The organism is Dyella sp. OK004 (genome assembly GCF_900114495.1).
Taxonomy (GTDB): domain Bacteria; phylum Pseudomonadota; class Gammaproteobacteria; order Xanthomonadales; family Rhodanobacteraceae; genus Dyella_D.
The window spans coordinates 1465798-1484176 of sequence record NZ_FOZI01000001.1 but is presented as its reverse complement, the minus strand read 5'-3'; the positions used below and the strand labels follow the sequence as shown (position 1 = coordinate 1484176).

At 64.1% G+C, this 18379-nt stretch carries 18 protein-coding genes; 7 read left to right on the top strand and 11 right to left on the bottom strand.

Annotation, left to right across the window (positions count from 1 at the left end; all coding sequences use genetic code 11):
• Positions 1-31: 31 nt before the first annotated feature.
• The 3 genes from BM338_RS06495 to BM338_RS06485 are packed head-to-tail and all read left to right on the top strand — an operon-like array spanning position 32 to position 5439.
• Positions 32-3232: an efflux RND transporter permease subunit gene (locus BM338_RS06495; protein ID WP_090449968.1), complete on the top strand. Its 3201-nt coding sequence runs from the start codon at positions 32-34 to the stop codon at positions 3230-3232.
• 13 nt (positions 3233-3245) lie between these two features.
• On the top strand, positions 3246-4664 hold the full coding sequence (locus BM338_RS06490; RefSeq protein ID WP_255367201.1) for an efflux transporter outer membrane subunit: 1419 nt from the start codon (positions 3246-3248) through the stop codon (positions 4662-4664).
• A gap of 10 nt (positions 4665-4674) precedes the next feature.
• Positions 4675-5439 (top strand): SDR family oxidoreductase, encoded by a 765-nt coding sequence (locus tag BM338_RS06485; protein ID WP_090449966.1) that lies wholly within the window; start codon positions 4675-4677, stop codon positions 5437-5439.
• A gap of 377 nt (positions 5440-5816) precedes the next feature.
• Here the strand turns inward: BM338_RS06485 and BM338_RS06480 are convergent, their stop codons facing one another.
• The 7 genes from BM338_RS06480 to BM338_RS06450 all read right to left on the bottom strand — a co-directional run bounded on the left by BM338_RS06480 (position 5817) and on the right by BM338_RS06450 (position 10349).
• The gene (locus tag BM338_RS06480; RefSeq protein ID WP_090449965.1) at positions 5817-6980 is read right to left on the bottom strand and encodes an AI-2E family transporter; all 1164 of its coding nucleotides are present in this window, start codon (positions 6978-6980) and stop codon (positions 5817-5819) included.
• The gene (locus tag BM338_RS06475) at positions 6977-7267 is read right to left on the bottom strand and encodes a hypothetical protein (protein WP_090449964.1); all 291 of its coding nucleotides are present in this window, start codon (positions 7265-7267) and stop codon (positions 6977-6979) included. The genes BM338_RS06480 and BM338_RS06475 overlap by 4 nt, the downstream gene beginning before the upstream one ends.
• Positions 7264-7755, bottom strand: a complete 492-nt coding sequence (locus tag BM338_RS06470; RefSeq protein WP_177229241.1) for an ABC transporter ATP-binding protein — start codon at positions 7753-7755, stop codon at positions 7264-7266. The genes BM338_RS06475 and BM338_RS06470 overlap by 4 nt, the downstream gene beginning before the upstream one ends.
• Before the next feature lie 24 nt (positions 7756-7779).
• Positions 7780-8142, bottom strand: a complete 363-nt coding sequence (locus BM338_RS06465) for an ElaB/YgaM/YqjD family protein (RefSeq protein ID WP_090449963.1) — start codon at positions 8140-8142, stop codon at positions 7780-7782.
• A gap of 74 nt (positions 8143-8216) precedes the next feature.
• On the bottom strand, positions 8217-8372 hold the full coding sequence (locus tag BM338_RS06460; protein ID WP_090449962.1) for a DUF1328 domain-containing protein: 156 nt from the start codon (positions 8370-8372) through the stop codon (positions 8217-8219).
• Positions 8373-8568: 196 nt separating this feature from the next.
• Positions 8569-9198: a YbhB/YbcL family Raf kinase inhibitor-like protein gene (locus BM338_RS06455; protein WP_090449961.1), complete on the bottom strand. Its 630-nt coding sequence runs from the start codon at positions 9196-9198 to the stop codon at positions 8569-8571.
• 56 nt (positions 9199-9254) lie between these two features.
• A complete protein-coding gene (locus tag BM338_RS06450; RefSeq protein WP_090449960.1) occupies positions 9255-10349 on the bottom strand; it encodes a PQQ-dependent sugar dehydrogenase in 1095 nt (364 codons plus the stop codon).
• A 119-nt stretch (positions 10350-10468) separates the two neighbouring features.
• On the opposite strand from BM338_RS06450, the gene BM338_RS06445 reads away from it, so the two are divergent.
• A complete protein-coding gene (locus tag BM338_RS06445) occupies positions 10469-11944 on the top strand; it encodes an AAA family ATPase (protein WP_090449959.1) in 1476 nt (491 codons plus the stop codon).
• A 59-nt stretch (positions 11945-12003) separates the two neighbouring features.
• Here the strand turns inward: BM338_RS06445 and BM338_RS06440 are convergent, their stop codons facing one another.
• The 3 genes from BM338_RS06440 to BM338_RS06430 all read right to left on the bottom strand — a co-directional run bounded on the left by BM338_RS06440 (position 12004) and on the right by BM338_RS06430 (position 14559).
• A complete protein-coding gene (locus tag BM338_RS06440) occupies positions 12004-13002 on the bottom strand; it encodes a YheT family hydrolase (RefSeq protein ID WP_090449958.1) in 999 nt (332 codons plus the stop codon).
• Positions 12999-13799 (bottom strand): lysophospholipid acyltransferase family protein, encoded by an 801-nt coding sequence (locus BM338_RS06435; protein ID WP_090449957.1) that lies wholly within the window; start codon positions 13797-13799, stop codon positions 12999-13001. Before BM338_RS06435 ends, BM338_RS06440 begins: the two co-directional genes overlap by 4 nt.
• Positions 13800-13959: 160 nt before the next feature.
• Positions 13960-14559, bottom strand: a complete 600-nt coding sequence (locus BM338_RS06430) for a TetR/AcrR family transcriptional regulator (protein WP_090449956.1) — start codon at positions 14557-14559, stop codon at positions 13960-13962.
• 69 nt (positions 14560-14628) lie between these two features.
• Between BM338_RS06430 and BM338_RS06425 the strand changes: the two genes are divergently transcribed.
• A complete protein-coding gene (locus BM338_RS06425) occupies positions 14629-15921 on the top strand; it encodes an MFS transporter (protein ID WP_090449955.1) in 1293 nt (430 codons plus the stop codon).
• Position 15922: 1 nt separating this feature from the next.
• Here the strand turns inward: BM338_RS06425 and BM338_RS06420 are convergent, their stop codons facing one another.
• The gene (locus tag BM338_RS06420; RefSeq protein WP_090449954.1) at positions 15923-16399 is read right to left on the bottom strand and encodes an Lrp/AsnC family transcriptional regulator; all 477 of its coding nucleotides are present in this window, start codon (positions 16397-16399) and stop codon (positions 15923-15925) included.
• A 149-nt stretch (positions 16400-16548) separates the two neighbouring features.
• Here BM338_RS06420 and phhA point away from each other — a divergent pair, with 149 nt between their 5' ends.
• The gene (phhA, locus tag BM338_RS06415) at positions 16549-17442 is read left to right on the top strand and encodes a phenylalanine 4-monooxygenase (protein WP_090450143.1); all 894 of its coding nucleotides are present in this window, start codon (positions 16549-16551) and stop codon (positions 17440-17442) included.
• A 243-nt stretch (positions 17443-17685) separates the two neighbouring features.
• A complete protein-coding gene (locus BM338_RS06410) occupies positions 17686-18294 on the top strand; it encodes an OmpW/AlkL family protein (protein WP_090449953.1) in 609 nt (202 codons plus the stop codon).
• Positions 18295-18379: the final 85 nt, after the last annotated feature.

The window sequence follows — 18379 nt, the reverse complement described above, 5'->3', positions numbered from 1 at the left end:
CATCGGGGAGAGCGCACTGCTACCAGGACCGATGATGAAAATCGCCCAATTTTTCGTGGACAGGCCGATTCTGGCCGGCGTCCTTTCCGTACTGATCGTGATCGCGGGCGGCATTTCGCTGTTCCGCCTGCCGATCAGCGAATACCCCGAAGTGGTGCCGCCCACGGTAGTGGTGCGCGCCAGCTATCCGGGTGCCAATCCCAAAGTCATCGCCGAAACCGTCGCCACGCCGCTGGAAGAACAGATCAACGGCGTGGAAGGCATGCTCTACACCTCCTCGCAGTCCACCAGCGACGGCGCGATGACGCTGACCGTCACCTTTGCACTGGGCAGCGATCTGGATAACGCCCAGGTGCAGGTACAGAACCGCGTGTCGCAGGCGCTCACCAAGCTGCCGCAGGAAGTGCAGCGCCTGGGTGTGACCACGCAGAAGAGCTCGCCCGACCTGACGATGGTGGTGCATCTCACCTCGCCCGATAACCGTTACGACATGCTCTACCTGTCGAACTACGCACGCCTCCACATCAAGGACCAGCTCGCGCGCCTCGACGGCGTGGGCGACGTGCAGCTGTTCGGCGCGGGCGAGTACAGCATGCGGGTGTGGCTGGATCCGCAGCGACTGGCGCAGCGACTGTTGACCACCGGCGACGTGATCCATGCGATCCAGGAGCAGAACGTGGCGGTCGCCGCCGGCGCGTTGAATGCACCGCCCGGTCCGGGCAATGCCGCGTTCCAGCTCAACATCAACACGCAGGGCCGTCTGGTCAATGAGGAAGACTTCCTCAACATCATCGTGCGTACCGAGGCCAATGGCGCGGTGACGCATCTGCGCGACGTCGCACGTGCGGAACTGGGTTCCAACAACTACGCGCTGCGCAGCTTGCTGGACAACCAGCCGGCGGTGGCGATTCCGATCTTTGCCCGCCCGGGTTCCAACGCCATCCAGATCTCCGACGAAGTGCGCGCCACCATGGCGGGCCTGAAGAAGGATTTCCCGCAGGGTGTGGACTACCACATCGTCTACGACCCGACCGTATTCGTACGCGGCTCGATCGAGGCGGTGGTGCATACGCTGTTTGAAGCCATCGCGCTGGTCGTGCTGGTGGTGATCTTGTTCCTGCAGACCTGGCGTGCGTCGGTCATCCCGCTGGTGGCGGTGCCGGTCTCGCTGATCGGTACGTTTGCAGTGATGTATCTCGCCGGCTTCTCGCTCAACGCGCTGTCGCTGTTCGGCCTGGTGCTGGCCATCGGCATCGTGGTGGACGACGCCATCGTGGTGGTGGAGAACGTCGAGCGTCACATTGAGCATGGCATGCGGCCGAAGGAGGCCACGCGCCAGGCGATGAAGGAAGTGACTGGTCCCATCGTCGCTACGGCATTGGTGCTGTGCGCGGTGTTCGTGCCGGCGGCTTTCATCAGCGGCCTGACCGGTCAGTTCTATCGTCAGTTTGCGCTGACCATCGCCATCTCCACGGTGATCTCGGCCTTCAACTCGCTTACCCTGAGCCCGGCGCTGGCCGCCATCCTGCTGCGCGACCATGACGCGCCGAAGGACAAGCTCACGGTGTGGATGGATCGCGGCCTGGGCTGGCTGTTCCGTCCGTTCAACCGCCTGTTTACGAGCAGTGCCAATCGCTATGTCGGCGGTGTGCAGCGCGTGCTGCGCTCGGGCACCATCGCGCTGATGGTCTACGGCGGCCTGGTGCTGCTGGGCTTCTTCGGCTTTGCCCATGTGCCGACCGGCTTCGTACCGCAGCAGGACAAGCAGTATCTGGTGGCGTTCGCGCAATTGCCGGATGCCGCGTCGCTCGACCGCACGGAAGATGTGATTCGCCGTATGAGCGATATCGCGCTGAAGCAGCCGGGCGTGCAGAGCGCGGTGGCGTTCCCCGGCCTGTCGATCAACGGTTTCACCAACAGCCCCAACTCCGGCATCGTGTTCGCGACGCTCAAGCCGTTTGAAGAACGCCGCGACCCATCGTTGTCGGCTGGCGCCATCGCCGGTGCGCTGAACCAAAAGTTTGCCTCCATCCAGGATGCCTACATGGCAGTGTTCCCGCCGCCGCCGGTGATGGGCCTGGGTACGATCGGTGGTTTCCGCATCCAGATCGAGGACCGTTCGGACGCTGGCTTCGAAGAGTTGTTCAAGCAGACGCAAGGGCTGATTGCGGCGAGCCAGAAGACGCCGGCATTGGCGGGCCTGTTCTCCAGTTACCAGGTGAGCGTGCCGCAGATCGATGCTGACGTGGACCGCGAGAAAGCCAAGGCCGAAGGCGTAGACCTGAGCGATGTGTACCAGACGATGCAGGCCTATATGGGCTCGCTCTACGTCAACGACTTCAATCGCTTCGGCCGCACGTACCAGGTGAACGTTTCCGCCGACCAGCGTTTCCGCCGCGAACCGGAGGATCTGCTGCAGCTGAAGACGCGCAATGCCAAGGGCGAGGCGATTCCGCTCGGTTCGTTCCTGACCGTGCATCAGGGCGCCGGTCCGGATCGCGTGCAGCACTACAACGGTTACCCCACCGCCGAGATCAATGGCGGCCCGGCGCCGGGCTTCAGCTCGGGCCAGGCGCAGGAGGCGATGGAGAAGCTGGCGCGCGACAACCTGCCCAACGGCATGTCGTTCGAATGGACCGAGCTGACCTATCAGCAGATCCTCGCCGGCAATACCGCGGTGCTGGTGTTCCCGTTGTGCGTGCTGCTGGTGTTCCTGGTGCTGGCTTCGCTGTACGAGAGTCTGACCTTGCCGCTGGCGGTGATCCTGATCGTACCGATGGTGCTGCTGTCCGCGATCTCCGGCGTGTGGCTGTCCGGTGGCGACAACAACATCTTCACCCAGATCGGTTTGATCGTACTGGTGGGCCTGGCGTGTAAGAACGCGATCCTGATTGTGGAGTTCGCCCGCGAAGCGCAGATTCTGGAAGGTCTCGATCGCAAGCAGGCAGTGTTGGAAGCCGCCCGTCTGCGACTGCGCCCGATCCTGATGACCTCGATCGCTTTCATCATGGGCGTAGTGCCGCTGGTGACCTCGCACGGTGCGGGTGCCGAGATGCGTCATGCGATGGGTGTGGCGGTGTTCGCCGGCATGCTGGGCGTCACCTTCTTTGGGTTGATCTTCACCCCGCTGTTCTACGTGCTGATCCGCGGCTGGAGCGAAAACGCCGCCGAACGCCGCGCGGCTCGCCGCGCCGCGCGTGGCCTGCCAGCACCGGCAATCGAGGAGCATTGAGATGGTTAAGTTGATGAGTACCGCCTTGGCAGCAGCGCTGTTGTTGGCTGGCTGTGTAAGCGTGGGGCCGGATTACCACCGGCCCGAACAAAAACCGCTGGCTCTGCAAGAGATTGATCAGAAGCAGGAAAGCGCGCAGGACTTCCAGACCAATTGGTGGAAGCAGTTCAACGACCCGACGCTGGATGCTTTGATCCAGCGTGCGGCAAAGAACGCGCCTGATCTGAAGATCGCTATCGCGCATCTGCAGGAATCGCGTGCCTTGCTCGGCGTCAGTCGCGCCGACCAGTGGCCTACAGTGAATGCGGATGCGAGCTATCAGCGCAGTCGCGGCCAGCAGCCGGGCTTCACCAACAAACGCACCACGGTGGAGACGTACCAGGCAGGCTTCGATGCCAGCTGGGAGATCGATCTGTTCGGCGGCGTGCGTCGCTCAGTAGAAGCGGCCGGCGCACAGGCGGACGCCAGCGCGGCCTCGTTGCAGGATGCGCAGGTGACGCTGTTCGCCGATGTCGCGCGTTACTACTTCGATCTGCGTGGCACCCAGTTGCGCATCGATGTGGCTAAGCGCGATATCGACAACCAGCGCGAATCGCTGCGCCTGATCCAGGCCCGTTCCAGCATTGGCACCGGCTCTGAGCAGGACGTGGCGAGCGCCAATGCGCGACTGAGTTCGGTGGAAGCGCAGCTGCCGGTGCTGGAAACGCAGGCCCATGCTGATGCCGCGCATCTGGCCGTGTTGCTCGGCGAGCGTCCCGGCGAACTCGACATCGATCTGGCTTCGCAGCACTTCAAGGCGATCGACGTTTCCCTGCCCATCGGTAACGCCGGCGACGTGCTGGCGCGCCGTCCCGATGTGCGTGTGGCCGAACGCGAACTGGCCGCTGCCAATGCGCGCATCGGCGTGGCCAAGGCGGACTGGTTTCCGCATATCACGCTGGGCGGTTTCGTCGGCTTCCTCGCTGGCCAGAGCAACAACTTCGGCAGTCCGTCCACGCGTGCGTGGTCGATCGCGCCGAGCATCAGCTGGCCGGGCCTGAACGTGCAGCGCGTACGCTCCAACGTGAAGGCAAGCGAGGCGCGTGCGGATGCGGCGCTGGCGAACTACCAGCGCACCGTGCTGACTGCTGTGGAAGACGTCAGCAATTCGCTGGTCGGCTTCAACCTGCAACGCGAGCGCGTGCAGAAACTGCTCGATCAGGTGGCGCAGAGCCGTCGTGCGGCTGACCTGGCGCGCATCCGCTACAACGAAGGTGCCGCCGACTTCCTGCAGTTGCTGGATGCCGAACGCACCCAGCTCACCGCCGAAGATGCGCTGGCCGAAGCGGAAGCCGCGATCAACCTGCGCGCAGTGGCCGTGTACAAGGCGCTGGGCGGTGGTTGGCAGGCCTGCGGCGATGAACGCTGCACACAAGTCGCACAGGTGCCGTGAGTGCGATGCCATGAACCCGGTACCTTTCCCGCGCCGCTCACCGCGTGAGCGTTCGCTGGGCACCGAACCGCCGCTGAGCCAGCGCGTTGCGCTGGTCAGCGGCGCCAATCGCGGACTCGGGCTTGAAGTGGCCCGTCAGCTAGGCGCCAGCGGCATGACTGTGCTGCTCGGCGCACGCAACCTCGCCGCCGGCGAAAAAGCCGCCAAGCCATTGCGGCGCGCCGGCAGCGATGTGATTGCCGTGCAACTGGACGTGACCTCACAGATCGACGTGGATGCACTCGCCGCGCGCATCGAACACGACTACGGCCGTCTCGATGTCCTGGTCAATAACGCCGGCGCTTACTTCGACATCGACGACCGCGCCTCCTCCGTCAGCCTTGCGCATGTACAAAGTGCCATCGACACCAACCTGCTCGGCGCCTGGCGACTCGGCGAAGCCGCCGTACCGCTGATGAAACGCCACGCCTACGGACGCATCGTCAATGTCTCCAGCGGCTGCGGTGCCATCGAAAGCGAGGGCGAAGACTGCCCCGCCTACCGCGTCTCCAAAGCCGCACTCAACAGCTATACACGCATGCTCGCCAGCGAACTGCGCGGCAGCGGGATTCTGGTGAATGCGGTGTGTCCAGGCTGGGTAGCTACCGACATGGGTGGCCCTGGTGGACGGCCCGTCGCCGAAGGCGCGGCCGGTATTGTGTGGGCCGCTTGTTTGCCGCCGCAAGGTTCGATCACAGGCGGATTTTTTCGGGATCGAGCGCAGATTGCTTGGTGAAGCGAACGATCGGGCCCTGGAGAAAACCCTTCCGACGCCTGACACTGGAAATGGCGCAGCTACAGAGCCCACCGCCTGCTCTTCAGGCCATTTCTCTTTGGTTACTTTCTCTTGACTCCGGGCATCCATGCCCTCCGCCCTTCGGGCCAGCTGCGCTATTCGCACCCGCTCCTGCGGGTGCGTGGGCCAGCAAAGAGAAAGTGACTCGGACCGCGGCAGCGGTTCGAAAGCCCGCGGCAGGCGAGCCCGGGCACGCAGACGCGACAACCAAGCGATAACGCCACTGGATCCCTGCCTGCGCAGGGATGACGAGTAGGTAGGGATATCGCAAGGTCGAATCCTCACCCTGACCTTCTATCCCGCGAGGGACAGATATCTCAGCGCTGCACCAACAACGCAAACCACCGCCACCCTCGCACCCGCTCAGCAATTAACTTGACGCTAGTCAGCATCGGCACGGCGAGCAGCGCACCAGGAATGCCCCACAGCCAACCCCACACCAATAGCCATAGCAAAATGGCGACAGGGCTCAGGCGCATGCGACGTCCCTGGATGAATGGCGTGATCAAATTGCCCTCAACCGCCGTGATACCGGCAAACGTCAGCGCTGGCAGCAAAGCATGGCCCGGGTCGTTGAAGTTCATCAAACCGACCAGCGCCAGCACCGTCGTGGTGGTGACTGCGCCGACATAGGGAATGAAGTTCGCCAGCATCGCCACCGCGCCCCACAGCAACGGATCAGGCACGCGATAAGCCCACAGCATGCCGGCGGTAAGCAGGCCCAGCACCAGGTTGATCAACAGTGTGGTGAGGATGTAACGCGAGACCTCGGTCTGGATGCTGCGCACGATCGCCACCGTGTGGCGCTTGTAGCGAAAGTTGGGCGCGATCTCGACCAGCCGCCGCAGCAGGGTGTCGCCGTAGATCAGAAAGAAGAACACCAGCAACACCACGGTGAGCACCGCAGCGACTACTTTGGGTGTCGTCGCCAATATATCCCAAGCATTGACCGCCACGTCGGCCGACCGGGCCGGCGCACGCACGGTTTGGCCGCTGACTAGCGTCTGTGTGGCGCGGCTGGCCGCTTCCAGCGGCTGCGTGACCGCGCGAAGTTTGGGCACGAAATTCTTGAGCGCCGCCGGAGCGTCGTGGAACCAACCTATGGCGGGTTGCGCCAACAGACCGATGCCGGTGCCGATGCCGGCAATAAGGGCGATCATCAATACGCTTGCACTTAACCAGCGCGGGATGCCCCGACGTGCCGTCGCGGCCACGATCGGGTTGAGCGCAAGGCCGATGAAGGCGGCGAGTACCAGCGGAATCAGCAGTGCCTTGATCAGGGTGATGGTGTACAGCAGCGCCAGGATCAGCAGCACATTGAGCACTACGCGGATGCCGCGCAGATGGCTCTGCGTAGCGCGTGCGATGTAGTGGCGATGATGGCGGCGCTTCGTCTGCCCGTGCACGAGCGGGTTTGTGTTCGCGCTTTCAGCGCCGGCGGTGGGTGCCGGCGGCGTCACCGGCAGCAGCGGATCGCTCATGGTGCGTCGAAACCACCTTCGCTGAACTCACGGACCAGACGCGCGCCCTGCATGACTAATTCGGCGGCGCTACCGCTCAACAGGGCACCCAGGCCCGGCACGCGCAGCGGATGGACGTTCAACTGGCCCAGGACGAAACCGAGACCCGCGGCCACACTGACGGTGCCCAGGGGATGCCGCCGGCCCCGATCCAACAGTGCGCCAGCAGGCTCGGCTACCCGCTGCCGCGCTTCGACGACATCGGCGCGCGCAACGCGCACGGCTTGTAGATGCTTGAACACGCTCATGTCCCGTCCTCCCGGCTGGCGGCCCGATCCGCATCGGCGCTCGCGGCTTCGGTGCGTTCTGCCTTGCGCATCGCCTGACGCATGGTCTCACGCCATTCACCGCGCGTAGCGGGCAGACTCAACCAGTGCATGCAACGGCAGAACAGCAGGATCATGGCGAATAGAAACACAGCTTGCAGCAGCGCCAGCACCACCAGCGCCCATGCCCAGGAGCCCAGCCACTTCGCCAGCAGCACACCGGCCAGCGCCATCAGGCTCAGGCCCAGGCCGACACCGGCCACGGTAGCGGCCAGCCCCGCCAGCAGCATCCATGAAATGGCGCTGCGTGCGAGGCCGAGTTCGGCGACCAGCAGGTTTAGCTGCGCGCCGAACAGTTGCTTGAAAGCACGTCCGGCCCGGCCAACGTCATCCAGCACACCCGGCGCCTCGGGCTGCCCAGGCGTTTCGCCGGCCGCGTCGGCGGCTTCCTCACGCCCGGAATCGTGCATCCCCTGCCCTCGCTGTCACGTTTTTCAGCGGCGCAGGATGCGGCCGAGCAGCCAGCCCGCGCCAAGCGCGATGGCAACCGACTGCACCGGCTTTTCGCGCACGTAATCGCGCGCCTTGCCTAGCCATTCGTCGGCGTGGTCCATCGCGTCGTCGTAAACCTCGCGGCTGCGCTCGCTGTATTCGCCGGCCTTGCTGCTGGCGCGCGTGGCGGCGCCGGCGGCTTTGTCGGTGGCGCGGTGCAGACTTTCTTCCACATGGTCGGCGGCACGCTCGACAGCTTCCTTGGCGCCGGCAACGGCACTGGAGGTGGCTTGCTTGACGCGCTCGGCACCTTCCTCGATGCGATGGCCCGCGCTGGCTTCATGCGCCTGGACTTGCTTGTTCATGGCGTTCTCCGGTGGACAGAGGGATGACTCTAGCGAATTTGCCGGCGCCGTGGCGCACAGCACAACGCTTTCGTTCAGTTGGTACGCCGGAAGAAAGCGATGGCGGCCAGGATCAGGAACACAACGAACAGGATTTTGGCGATACCGGCGGCGGTGCCCGCAATCCCTGTGAACCCGAACAGCGCCGCAATGATGGCGATGACCAGAAAGACCAGGGCGTAGTGAAGCATGGTGCAATTCCTCGGTGAACGGGCGGGACGGTCGCCCCGCCACCATTCATCCACAGCGCATGCCTTGCCAGCGTGAAGGCCGCACGCGGCGGCCTGCACGCCTTCACCACAATAGTGCGAAGGGAAAGAAAGGGCGCATGAAACGAGCATGTAACGCCGGCGTTTTTACCGGCGTGGAGTGCTCACTTCTCTCCGCTTATTTCCCGCTCGTGGCCGCCGGATTGATCGCATAAGTACCGACGATTTCCGCTTCGTCGAGCACGTGCCCTTCCATAGCTTTGCGCAGCTCGGCCAGGGTGAAACCGTCGGCCAGTTTCAACGACTCCACATCGAGTGCATGGATGCGGAAGTGGTAGTGGTGAACCAGCGCGTCGTTCCACGGCGGGCACGGGCCGTCGTAGCCAAGGTATTCGCCGCCCATGTCGGCGTCGCCTTTGAACCATCCGGTGAAATCGTTCATGCCTTGCACACTGCCGGGTGGTCCGTAAGGCGCGCGCTTGCCGCGGGCCACGACGCTTTCGCTGCAGGCGCCGGCCGCCAGTTCGCCGCATTCCACCGGAATGTTGGCCATCAGCCAGTGCACAAACTCCACCCGCGGCAGATCCGCCGGCACGATGCGCCCCGGCTGGTTCACATCGTCTCCACGGCTGGGTACGTCGGTGTCGATGCAAGTAAGCACGTAGGAACGTGCCGCCAGCGGCGCGTCCTTCCACGCCAGGTGCGGACTCCAGTTGTCCGACAGAGCCACCGGATCGCCGGGCTTGCCGAAGGCGTAGCGCACGGGAATCGGTTGGCCGTCCTGAAAACTGTCGCTGCGAAGTTGCACTGCGTTCTCCTGTGATCGATCCAATGCGAAGCCCGCCAGATTGGCGGGCTGAAAACTTACTTGGCGGCCTGGTAGGTAACGCGGTACACCGCGCCCGCTTCATCGTCGCTCACCAGCAGGCTGCCGTCCGGCAACGGCTGCACGTCGGCCGGACGGCCCCATGCTTTTTCGTCCTGCTGGAAGCCTTCGATCAGCGGCTCGTACGAAGCCACCTTGTCGCCGTTGAGACGCACCGTCATCACGCGATAACCAGATTTCTTGGTGCGATTCCACGAGCCGTGCTCGGCAACGATCAACGCGCCCTTGTAGCTGGCGGGGAATTGCTTGCCTTCGTAGAAACGCAGGCCCAGTGACGCGACATGCGGGCCGAGCTTCAACACCGGCGGCGTGTAGTCCTTGCAGCTCTTGCCCTTGCCGAACTCGGGATCGAGCGTGTCGCCCTGGTGGCAATAGGGGTAACCGAAATGCTCGCCAACGCGGGTGAGGCGGTTCAGTTCGTCGCTGGGCATGTCGTCGCCCATCATGTCGCGGCCGTTGTCGGTGAACCACAACTGGTTCGAGCCCGGCCGCCATGTGAAGCCGACGGTGTTGCGGATGCCGTAGGCCACGTCTTCCAGGCCCGTGCCGTCGGCGTTGAGGCGGGTGAGCTTGGCGTAGTCCTTGCCCTTGTCGCAGATGTTGCAGGGTGCGCCGATCGGCACGTAGAGCTTGCCATCGGGACCGAAGGCGATGAATTTCCAGCCGTGGTGCGTTTCGGTGGGGAATTTGTCATAGACCACTTCGGGCTTGGGCGGTGTGTCGAGATGATTCTCGATGTCGCGCAGCACCACGATCTTGCTGACGGCGGACACATACAGGTCGCCATTCTTGAACGCCACGCCCACCGGCAATTGCAGGCCGGTAGCGATTACGTGCACCTTGTCGGCCTTGCCGCTACCGGTACTGTCGGTGAGCGCATACACCTTGCCGGCATCGTTGGAACCGACGAACACGGTGCCCTTGGCACCCAGCGCGATCTCGCGCGCGTTCGGCACCTGATCCGAGTAGACGGCGATATGGAAACCCTTGGGCAGGGTCAGCTTGTCGAGCTGGGGGGCAGCCATCGCCGGAACCGCTAGCAGGCCGAGTGCGAGAGACAGCAGCAGACGCATGGGGAAAGACTCCGCGGGAGACCGGAGCGAGAGCGTATACCGACACGCGCGAAGATGCCTCTGCCATAAGCCGGCAGGCGGCCTCTGCTATTGTGCCGGCCCACGGAGGGGCGAGTTACATGAGCGAATTGCAGGACCTGACCACCTTGGTGCGCGCGGCCACGCCGCTGCTGGTCATCGAGACGGTCGACGAACAGCGTGTGATCGAATGTTTCCGCCATGTGATCTCGCAGGCGCTGCGCCCGCTATGGCGCTGGACGCTGACCGACGGCCTCACCCGGCTCGACTTCATGCAACCCGAAGAAGAGGTGGCACCGGATGCCGGCGCCACCCTGGATGCCATTCGCACCGCTAGCGAGCGCGGTATCTATCTGTTGTTCGATTTCCATCCTTTCCTACGTTACGCCATGACCTTGCGCCAGATGCGCGAGATCGTGCAGCGGCAGAGCTCTTCTGCCCACACCCTTGTGCTGGTCGGTGCGCGCATCGAGTTGCCGGAGGAACTGGAAGCGCTATCCATGCGCGTACCGCTGTCGCTGCCTGACATCAAGGAGCTGGCCGCGATCCTTCGCGCCGAAGCGCTGGCCTGGCAACGCGAACAGGGCCGCCGTGTGGAAGTGGATGGCGAAGCAGCACGCACCATCGTGCGCAACCTGCTCGGACTGGCCGCGCCGGATGCGCGGCGCATCGTGCGCAAGCTGATCTACAACGACGGCGCGCTGACCGCCAACGACTTGCCCGAGCTGATGCAGGCGAAGTTCGATCTGCTCAACCGCTCCGGTCTGTTGCACTACGAGTACGCCACCGCCAGCTTCACCGATATCGCCGGCGTCAGCCGCGTGCGCGAATGGGTGCAGCGGCGGCGCGGCGTGTTTCTCGCCGCCACGCCTGATCCCATGCTCGATCCGCCCAAAGGCGTGCTGCTGCTCGGCGTACAAGGTTGCGGCAAGAGCCTGGCGGCCAAGGCCATCGCCGGCGGTTTTGGGGTGCCGCTGGTGCGGCTGGATTTCGGCGCGCTCTACAACAAGTACCAGGGCGAGACCGAAAAGAATCTGCGCGAGGCGCTGCAGAGCACTGAGCTGCTCGCGCCCTGCGTGCTGTGGATCGACGAGATCGAGAAAGGTCTCGCCAGCGGTGGCGAGGACGGCGGCGTTTCGCGTCGCGTGCTTGGCTATCTGCTGACCTGGATGGCCGAACGCAAAGCCAAGGTATTCGCTGTCGCTACCGCGAATGCCGTGCAGGAACTACCGGCTGAGCTGCTGCGCAAGGGGCGTTTCGATGAGATCTTCTTTGTCGATCTGCCGCAGACCTCGGTGCGCACCGAGATCTTCGCGATGCATCTGCGGCGACGCAAACTGCCAGTGGAGCAATTCGACCTAGCCGCACTGGCCGCCGCCAGCGAAGGTTTCTCCGGCGCGGAGATTGAGCAGGCGATCGTCAGCGCGCTCTACGATGCCAGCAGCGGCAACGCGCCGCTGGAGCAGGCCACCTTGCTCGCCGCGTTGGAACAGACGCGCCCGCTGTCGGTGCTGATGCACGAGCAGGTGGAAGCCTTGCGGATCTGGGCGCGGGGACGCTGCGTACCCGCGGATTGAATCTCCACATCGATAAAGCTGTAGGAGCGCACCCCCGGATCAAGTCCGGGGGTGCGCTCCTACAGGAGTGCGTTGAAGCGTGCGGCGATGTAGTCGTCGGTGAAGCTGGTCATGTCGTAGCCGCGGATGAAACCGCAATGCCCGCCGTGGAGCGCAATGTCCAGCTCCACATTCGGCGGCAGTTCCAGCTTTTCAAACGCGTCGACCGGAATCACCGGATCGTCACGCGAGGTGAGGATGGTGGCGGGAATGTTCAGCGTCTTGAGCGTGTCGCCAGCCACCGAATAGCCGTCCAGATACGCCTGCAGCGAACCGAAATCGGTATGCCTTAGCACTAGCGATTCGGTAAGCCCGCGCAGGCTTTGTTTCAGTTCGTCCAGCTCGAAATACTGTCGGTGCGGAAACGCCGCCTGCTTGGCCTGCAACGAGCGGCGCCATTTGCGCAGGAAGTAGGCCCGGTAGAACCACGGTGCCGATTCCTCCAGCGAGAACAGGCCTTCGCCCGGATCGACGATCGGACACACCGCCAGCGCATAGCTCAACGGAATGCCGGCTTCCGGCGCGCGCAATGCGGCGCGCAACGCGAAGTTGCCGCCCAGCGAAAAGCCCGCCAGCGCCATCGGCCGTGCCGGCCAGCGTCGCGCGATATCGGTCAGCGCGTGTACCACTTCGTCGATGCGACAGGAATGGAACAGCGCTTCGTTGAGCGGGTGGCTGTCGCCGTGGTCGCGGAAATTCAGGCGGAACACGTCCCAGCCTTCCGCGAGCAGGCGGCTGCCGGTCTGCAGCACATAGGTGGAATCGACGCTGCCTTCCCAACCGTGAAACAGCACGGCCAGGCCGCGCGCCTGCGGCAGTTGTTTCTGTGCGGTGTAGGCGCCGGTGAGGCGCACGCCGTCGCCGCCATCGACCATTACCGATTCCGCGCCGTCCTGCACTGTCTGCGCCGCGCGCGGCAGGAGCTGGCGGCGCACGCCGCTGGACGACAGCATGGTCTGGATATGGCCGCTGCTCAGCGGCCACGGCGGACGGAAATCGATGCCCTTGGGCAAACTCATGCCGTGCGATCTTCCAGTGCAGCAGCGATGCGTTCGCGCGACAGATCCGCCATGCGGCGGCGCGCGTCCGGCATGGCCGGCACCGGTTCGAGGAAATGCACCTCGGCATCCATCGGGGCTTCGCCGAGCAGGCGCAGGAAGTTCTGCATGAAGTTCTCGCCTTCGCGGAAGCCGGCATCGACCACCCGACGGCCGTCGCGCGCAAAGCGCAACGCCACCGGCTGCACCGCGACTTCCGCATCCAGCGCGGCCTGGAAGATGCGCGCATGGAATACGCGCAGTACTCCGTTATGGCCGGTACCACCTTCCGGGAACACCGCCACCGAACGACCGCCATGCAGGCGATCGACCATCACCTGCATCACCGTCGCCAGTGAATGGTTGCTGCCGCGCCGATGGAAGATGGTGCCGCCGCTCGCAGCCAGCCAGCCCACCAGCGGCCAGTTGGCGATCTCGGCCTTCGCCACGAAGCACGCCGCGCGCTGGCTGTGCAGCAGTTCGATATCCACCCACGAGGTGTGATTGGCGACGAACAGCACCGGATCGGCCAGCGGCTGGCCGACACGCACCGAACGCAGCCCGAAGATGCGCAGCAGCGCGGTGGACCACCAGCGGATAGTGCGATGAGCAAACGGCTCCTGGCCGTCTTTCATCACGGCATGGCGGTTCCAGCTGAGGATCAGCGAACACAAGAAGATGCCGAGCAGGATGTGCAGCAACAGCAGCGGCACGCGCCATAGGTAGCGTAGGGGTCGCAAAAGGTCTCGGTCCGGGGCGGAAACGGTATCGGTGCTCATCGGTCCGGTTAGTTTAGCGTTAGTCGGGCCGCGAGTCGGCAGTACTGTGGCGCATCGATAGTTTGTGCGTTTCAAACTGAGTCGCCTGTCTTTGGTAGGAGCGCACCTTGTGCGCGACAAACCGACAATCCTGCCGGTTTGTCGCGCACAAGGTGCGCTCCTACAACGAGGCTTCGATCAGGCGGCGAGCGGCGGCGCCTAGCACACGGGCGGGGCCGCCTTCGCCAAAGGTCTGGCCCGAAACGTAACTGCCTTCGAGCAGCAGCAGCAGGCTGTCGGCCAATTCATCCGGGTCGCGCACTTTCATGTCGCGGCACATCTCGCGCAGGCGTTCGCGCAGGGCTCGCTTGCTGTCCACCGCGACCCGATGCGCGGGGTGATCGCGGTCCGGGTATTCGATGACGGCATTGGTGAGACCGCAGCCGCGGTAGTCACCGCTGCTGGCGCGCACTGAGAGGCTATCCAGGTAGGCGAGCAGCTGGCCCTTCGGGTCGCCGGGATGATCGGCGGCGGGCGCCTCGAAACTGCGGCAGAAGCGCTGGTCGTAATCGCGCAGGTAGGCCGCGGCCAACTCGTCCTTGGATTCGAAGGCACGGTAAAGGCTGGGCTTGGTGACGCCGGCCCGGGTCACGATTTCCTCCACGCCAATGGCGCGGATGCCTTCGCGGTAGAACAGGTCGAAGGCGGTGTCGCGGATGCGGTCTGCGGCGCGGCGCGGGGCTTCGACAGGGGCGGGAGTGGATTTGGGGCGATTGGACATACATGGGCCTGTTGACAATGTTACCGATCGGTACGTACTCTGCACTTCCGTCCCGTACCGATCGGTAACATGACTATACAGCGCCGCCGGCCCTTCGGCCAAAACTATGCCTTTGTAGTGGTTGCCGTGGTGTTCATGGCGCTGCTGGCCTCGGCCGGCATGCGCGCCACGCCCGGCGTGTTGATGTTGCCGCTGGGACGCGCCTTCGGCTGGAGCCGGGACGATATTTCCGCCGCCGCCGCGGTGGGCATCCTGCTCTACGGCCTGATGGGCCCGTTCGCCGCCGCCCTGATGCAGCGTTTCGGCATTCGCCGGGTGCTAGTCATCGCGCTCACGGTGATGGCGCTGGCGGCCGCGTCGAGTGCGGTGATGAGCCAGCCCTGGCATCTTCTGCTGACCTGGGGCGTGCTTTCGGGTGCCGGCACCGGCTGCGTGGCGGTGGTGCTGGGCGCCACCGTGGTGGGTCGCTGGTTCAGCACCCATCGCGGCCTGATGATGGGCCTGCTCACCGCCAGCACCGCCACCGGCACGCTGATCTTCCTACCCGGCCTTGCCGCCATTGCCGAATACGCCAGCTGGCGCTGGGTGGTGCTGACCATTGCAGCGGTCAGCGCCGTGCTGGTACCGCTGGTGTTGTGGTTGCTGCCGGAGCGCCCTGCCGATATCGGCCTGACCCGTTATGGCGCAACGGCCGACGAACCCGCCGATGCCAGCGCGCCGGCGGGCAATCTGTTCGCGCTGACCCTGGGTGTGCTTCGGCGCGCCAGCAAGCGTGGCGTGTTTTGGTTGTTGTTCGCCACGTTCTTTGTGTGCGGCTTCACCACCAACGGCCTGATCGGCACGCACTTCATCGCGATGTGCGGCGATCACGGCATTCCCGAAGTGCGCGCGGCCGGTCTGCTGGCGATGATGGGTATCTTCGACCTGTTCGGCACCACCGCATCGGGCTGGCTCACCGACCGCGTCGATCCGCGCAAGCTGCTGTTTGCGTATTACGGGCTGCGCGGCTTGTCGCTGATGTATCTGCCCTACTCCGATTTCTCGCTGTACAGCCTGTCGCTATTCGGCGTGTTCTACGGCCTGGACTGGATCGCCACGGTGCCGCCCACGCTGCGCCTGACTACGGAAGCTTTCGGCGAACGCGATGCGCCGGTGGTGTTCGGCTGGGTGGTGGCGGGACACCAGGTCGGCGCCGCAGTCGCCGCTTTCATGGCTGGCGTGTTGCGTGTGCAACTGGGCAGCTATCTGACGCCGTTTGTGATCGCGGGAGCGTCCGGTGTGGTGGCGGCCTTCCTGGCCTTGCGCATTCAGCGGCGCCGCGACGACGACACGTCGATGGTGCTGGCCAACGAAGCCGCGTGAACTAGCGCTCCAGCTGCGTCAGCGGCAACGCAGCGGAGCGTTTCACCGTACGCAGCACGAAGCTGGAATTCACATCGGCCACGCCCGAGGCGTTGAGCAGGCGATCCAGCAGAAAGCGCGAGAAGTGCTGCAGGTCGGCCACATAGATGTGCATCAGATAGTCCATGTCGCCGGTGAGCGCGTAGCAGGCGACCACTTCGTCCCACGCGTTCACATCCTCCACGAAGCGCTCGATCGCCTCGCCGTCATGTTTGGTCAGCTGCACACGCACAAAGGCCTGCAGGCCCAGGCCCACCGCCTCCGGGTCTACCTGCGCGGTGTAACCGGTGAGGATGCCCTCGCCCTCCAACCGCTGCAGGCGGCGCAGGCAAGCGGAAGGCGACAGGCTGACCCGCTCGGCCAGCTCAGCGTTAGTAATGCGCCCATCCCCCTGCAATACAGCGAGGATGCGCAGATCGGTGCGGTCCAGGTTGGCCATGCACGATACCTCGGCGTATCAAGTTTTTGACGCACGAATATTGCACCAACAGGCCTTTATAGAACAACAAAACAACCTTCATGCAGGCCATCGGCCGTATGCTGTTGATCGCCCTTCCCGGGCAGTTTTTCAGCGCACCGGAGCCACCCATGGACCACAACGCACCACGCAAAGTCGAACACCAGCAGACCGATCGCGGTTATGTGCCGGTGTATGCCACTGGTGTGGTGGAGCAGCCATGGGCCAGCTATAGCCGCACCGACCACGACGTGTGGAACACCCTGTTCCAGCGCCAGCGCGAGCTGCTGCCGGGCCGCGCCTGCAAGGAGTTCATGGCAGGTGTGGATCGCTTCGGTCTGGGCGAAGGCGGTATCCCGAAGTTCGCCGACCTCAACAAGGTGCTAGGCAAGACCACCGGCTGGGAACTAGTCGCTGTCGAAGGCCTGCTGCCCGACGAAGTGTTTTTCGATCACCTCGCCAACCGCCGCTTCCCGGTGAGCTGGTGGATCCGCAAGCCCGAGCAGCTGGATTACCTGAGCGAGCCCGATCTGTTCCACGACCTGTTCGGCCACGTGCCGCTGCTGCTCAACCCGGTGTTCGCCGATTACATGCAGGCTTACGGACGTGGTGGCATGAAGGCGTTCGGCATCGGTCCGGAGGCGCTGATGAACCTCACGCGCCTGTACTGGTACACGGTGGAGTTCGGCTTGATCAACACGAATGAGGGCATGCGCATCTACGGCGCCGGCATCGTCAGCTCCAAGGGCGAGTCCATCTACTGCCTCGACTCATCCGCGCCCAACCGCATCGGCTTCGGTCTGGAGCGCGTGATGAATACGCGCTACCGCATCGATACCTATCAGCAGACTTACTTCGTGATCGACAGCTTTGAGCAGCTGTTCGAGGCCACGCATCCAGACTTCACGCCGATCTATGCACGCCTCAAGGATGGCACCGCACATGCGGCGGCCGATGTGCTGGGCAACGACCGTGTGTTCAATCGCGGTACGCGCGAAGGCTTCGCCACCGACGCGGATACCTGAGCCCGCGCAAGGTACGCGCCAGATAGAAGCCCGCCACCTGGCGGGCTTTTTATTTGACGCGCGACACACCTCAGCGCGTCCACGACGGCCTTGATGCGGAAAATGTGATGCACCTCACGGGTGTGGCAGATCGTCGCAAAGCGTTTTCACGCGTCCTTGCAATTGACTCAGATCAGATGCGCGGCCACGGCGCTGGGCCAGCATGGAAGCGCTACCTCGATACGGACACCACAAGGACACGCCATGAAATCCCTTTTGCCTCTGCTCGCCGCGGCCAGCCTCGGCGTCGCGGCCCTGCCTGCACACGCCAATGACGATGCCTGGGTAGTGCGCTTCGGCGCGCACGCGGTCGATCCCAAGTCGAACAACGGCACCCTCGCCGGCATGAAAGCCAAGGTTAGCGGCGACCTCAAGCCGACCGCGAGCCTCGAGTACCTGATCACGCCGAATTGGGGCGCGGAACTGCTGGTTGCCGTACCGTTCCGCCACAACGTGCGCCTCAATGGCACTCAGGTTGCCGTTGCCCATCAGCTGCCGCCAGTGCTCGGCGTGAACTACCACTTCCTGACCGACCGCACGGCGTCGCCCTTCGTCGGCCTCGGCGTGAACTACACGCGCTTCTTCAACATCGACGGCAAAGGGCCGCTGCAAGGCACGCGCGTGAGCATCGACAGCAGCTGGGGCGCGGCAGCGCATGCCGGTGTCGACGTGAAGATCAATCCGCGCTGGATGATTACGGCGGATGTGCGCTGGATGGATATCGGCAGCGACGTACACGTCAACGGCACCAGGGTCGGTCACACCACCATCAACCCGCTGGCCTACGGCGTGAGCTTCGGCTATCGCTTCTGAGTTTCCGCCTTTCATGTAGGGAAGGTCTTGGCAGGCTCCACACCCCGGAGCCTGCTTTTTTGTAGGAGCCCGCCCCGTGCGTGAC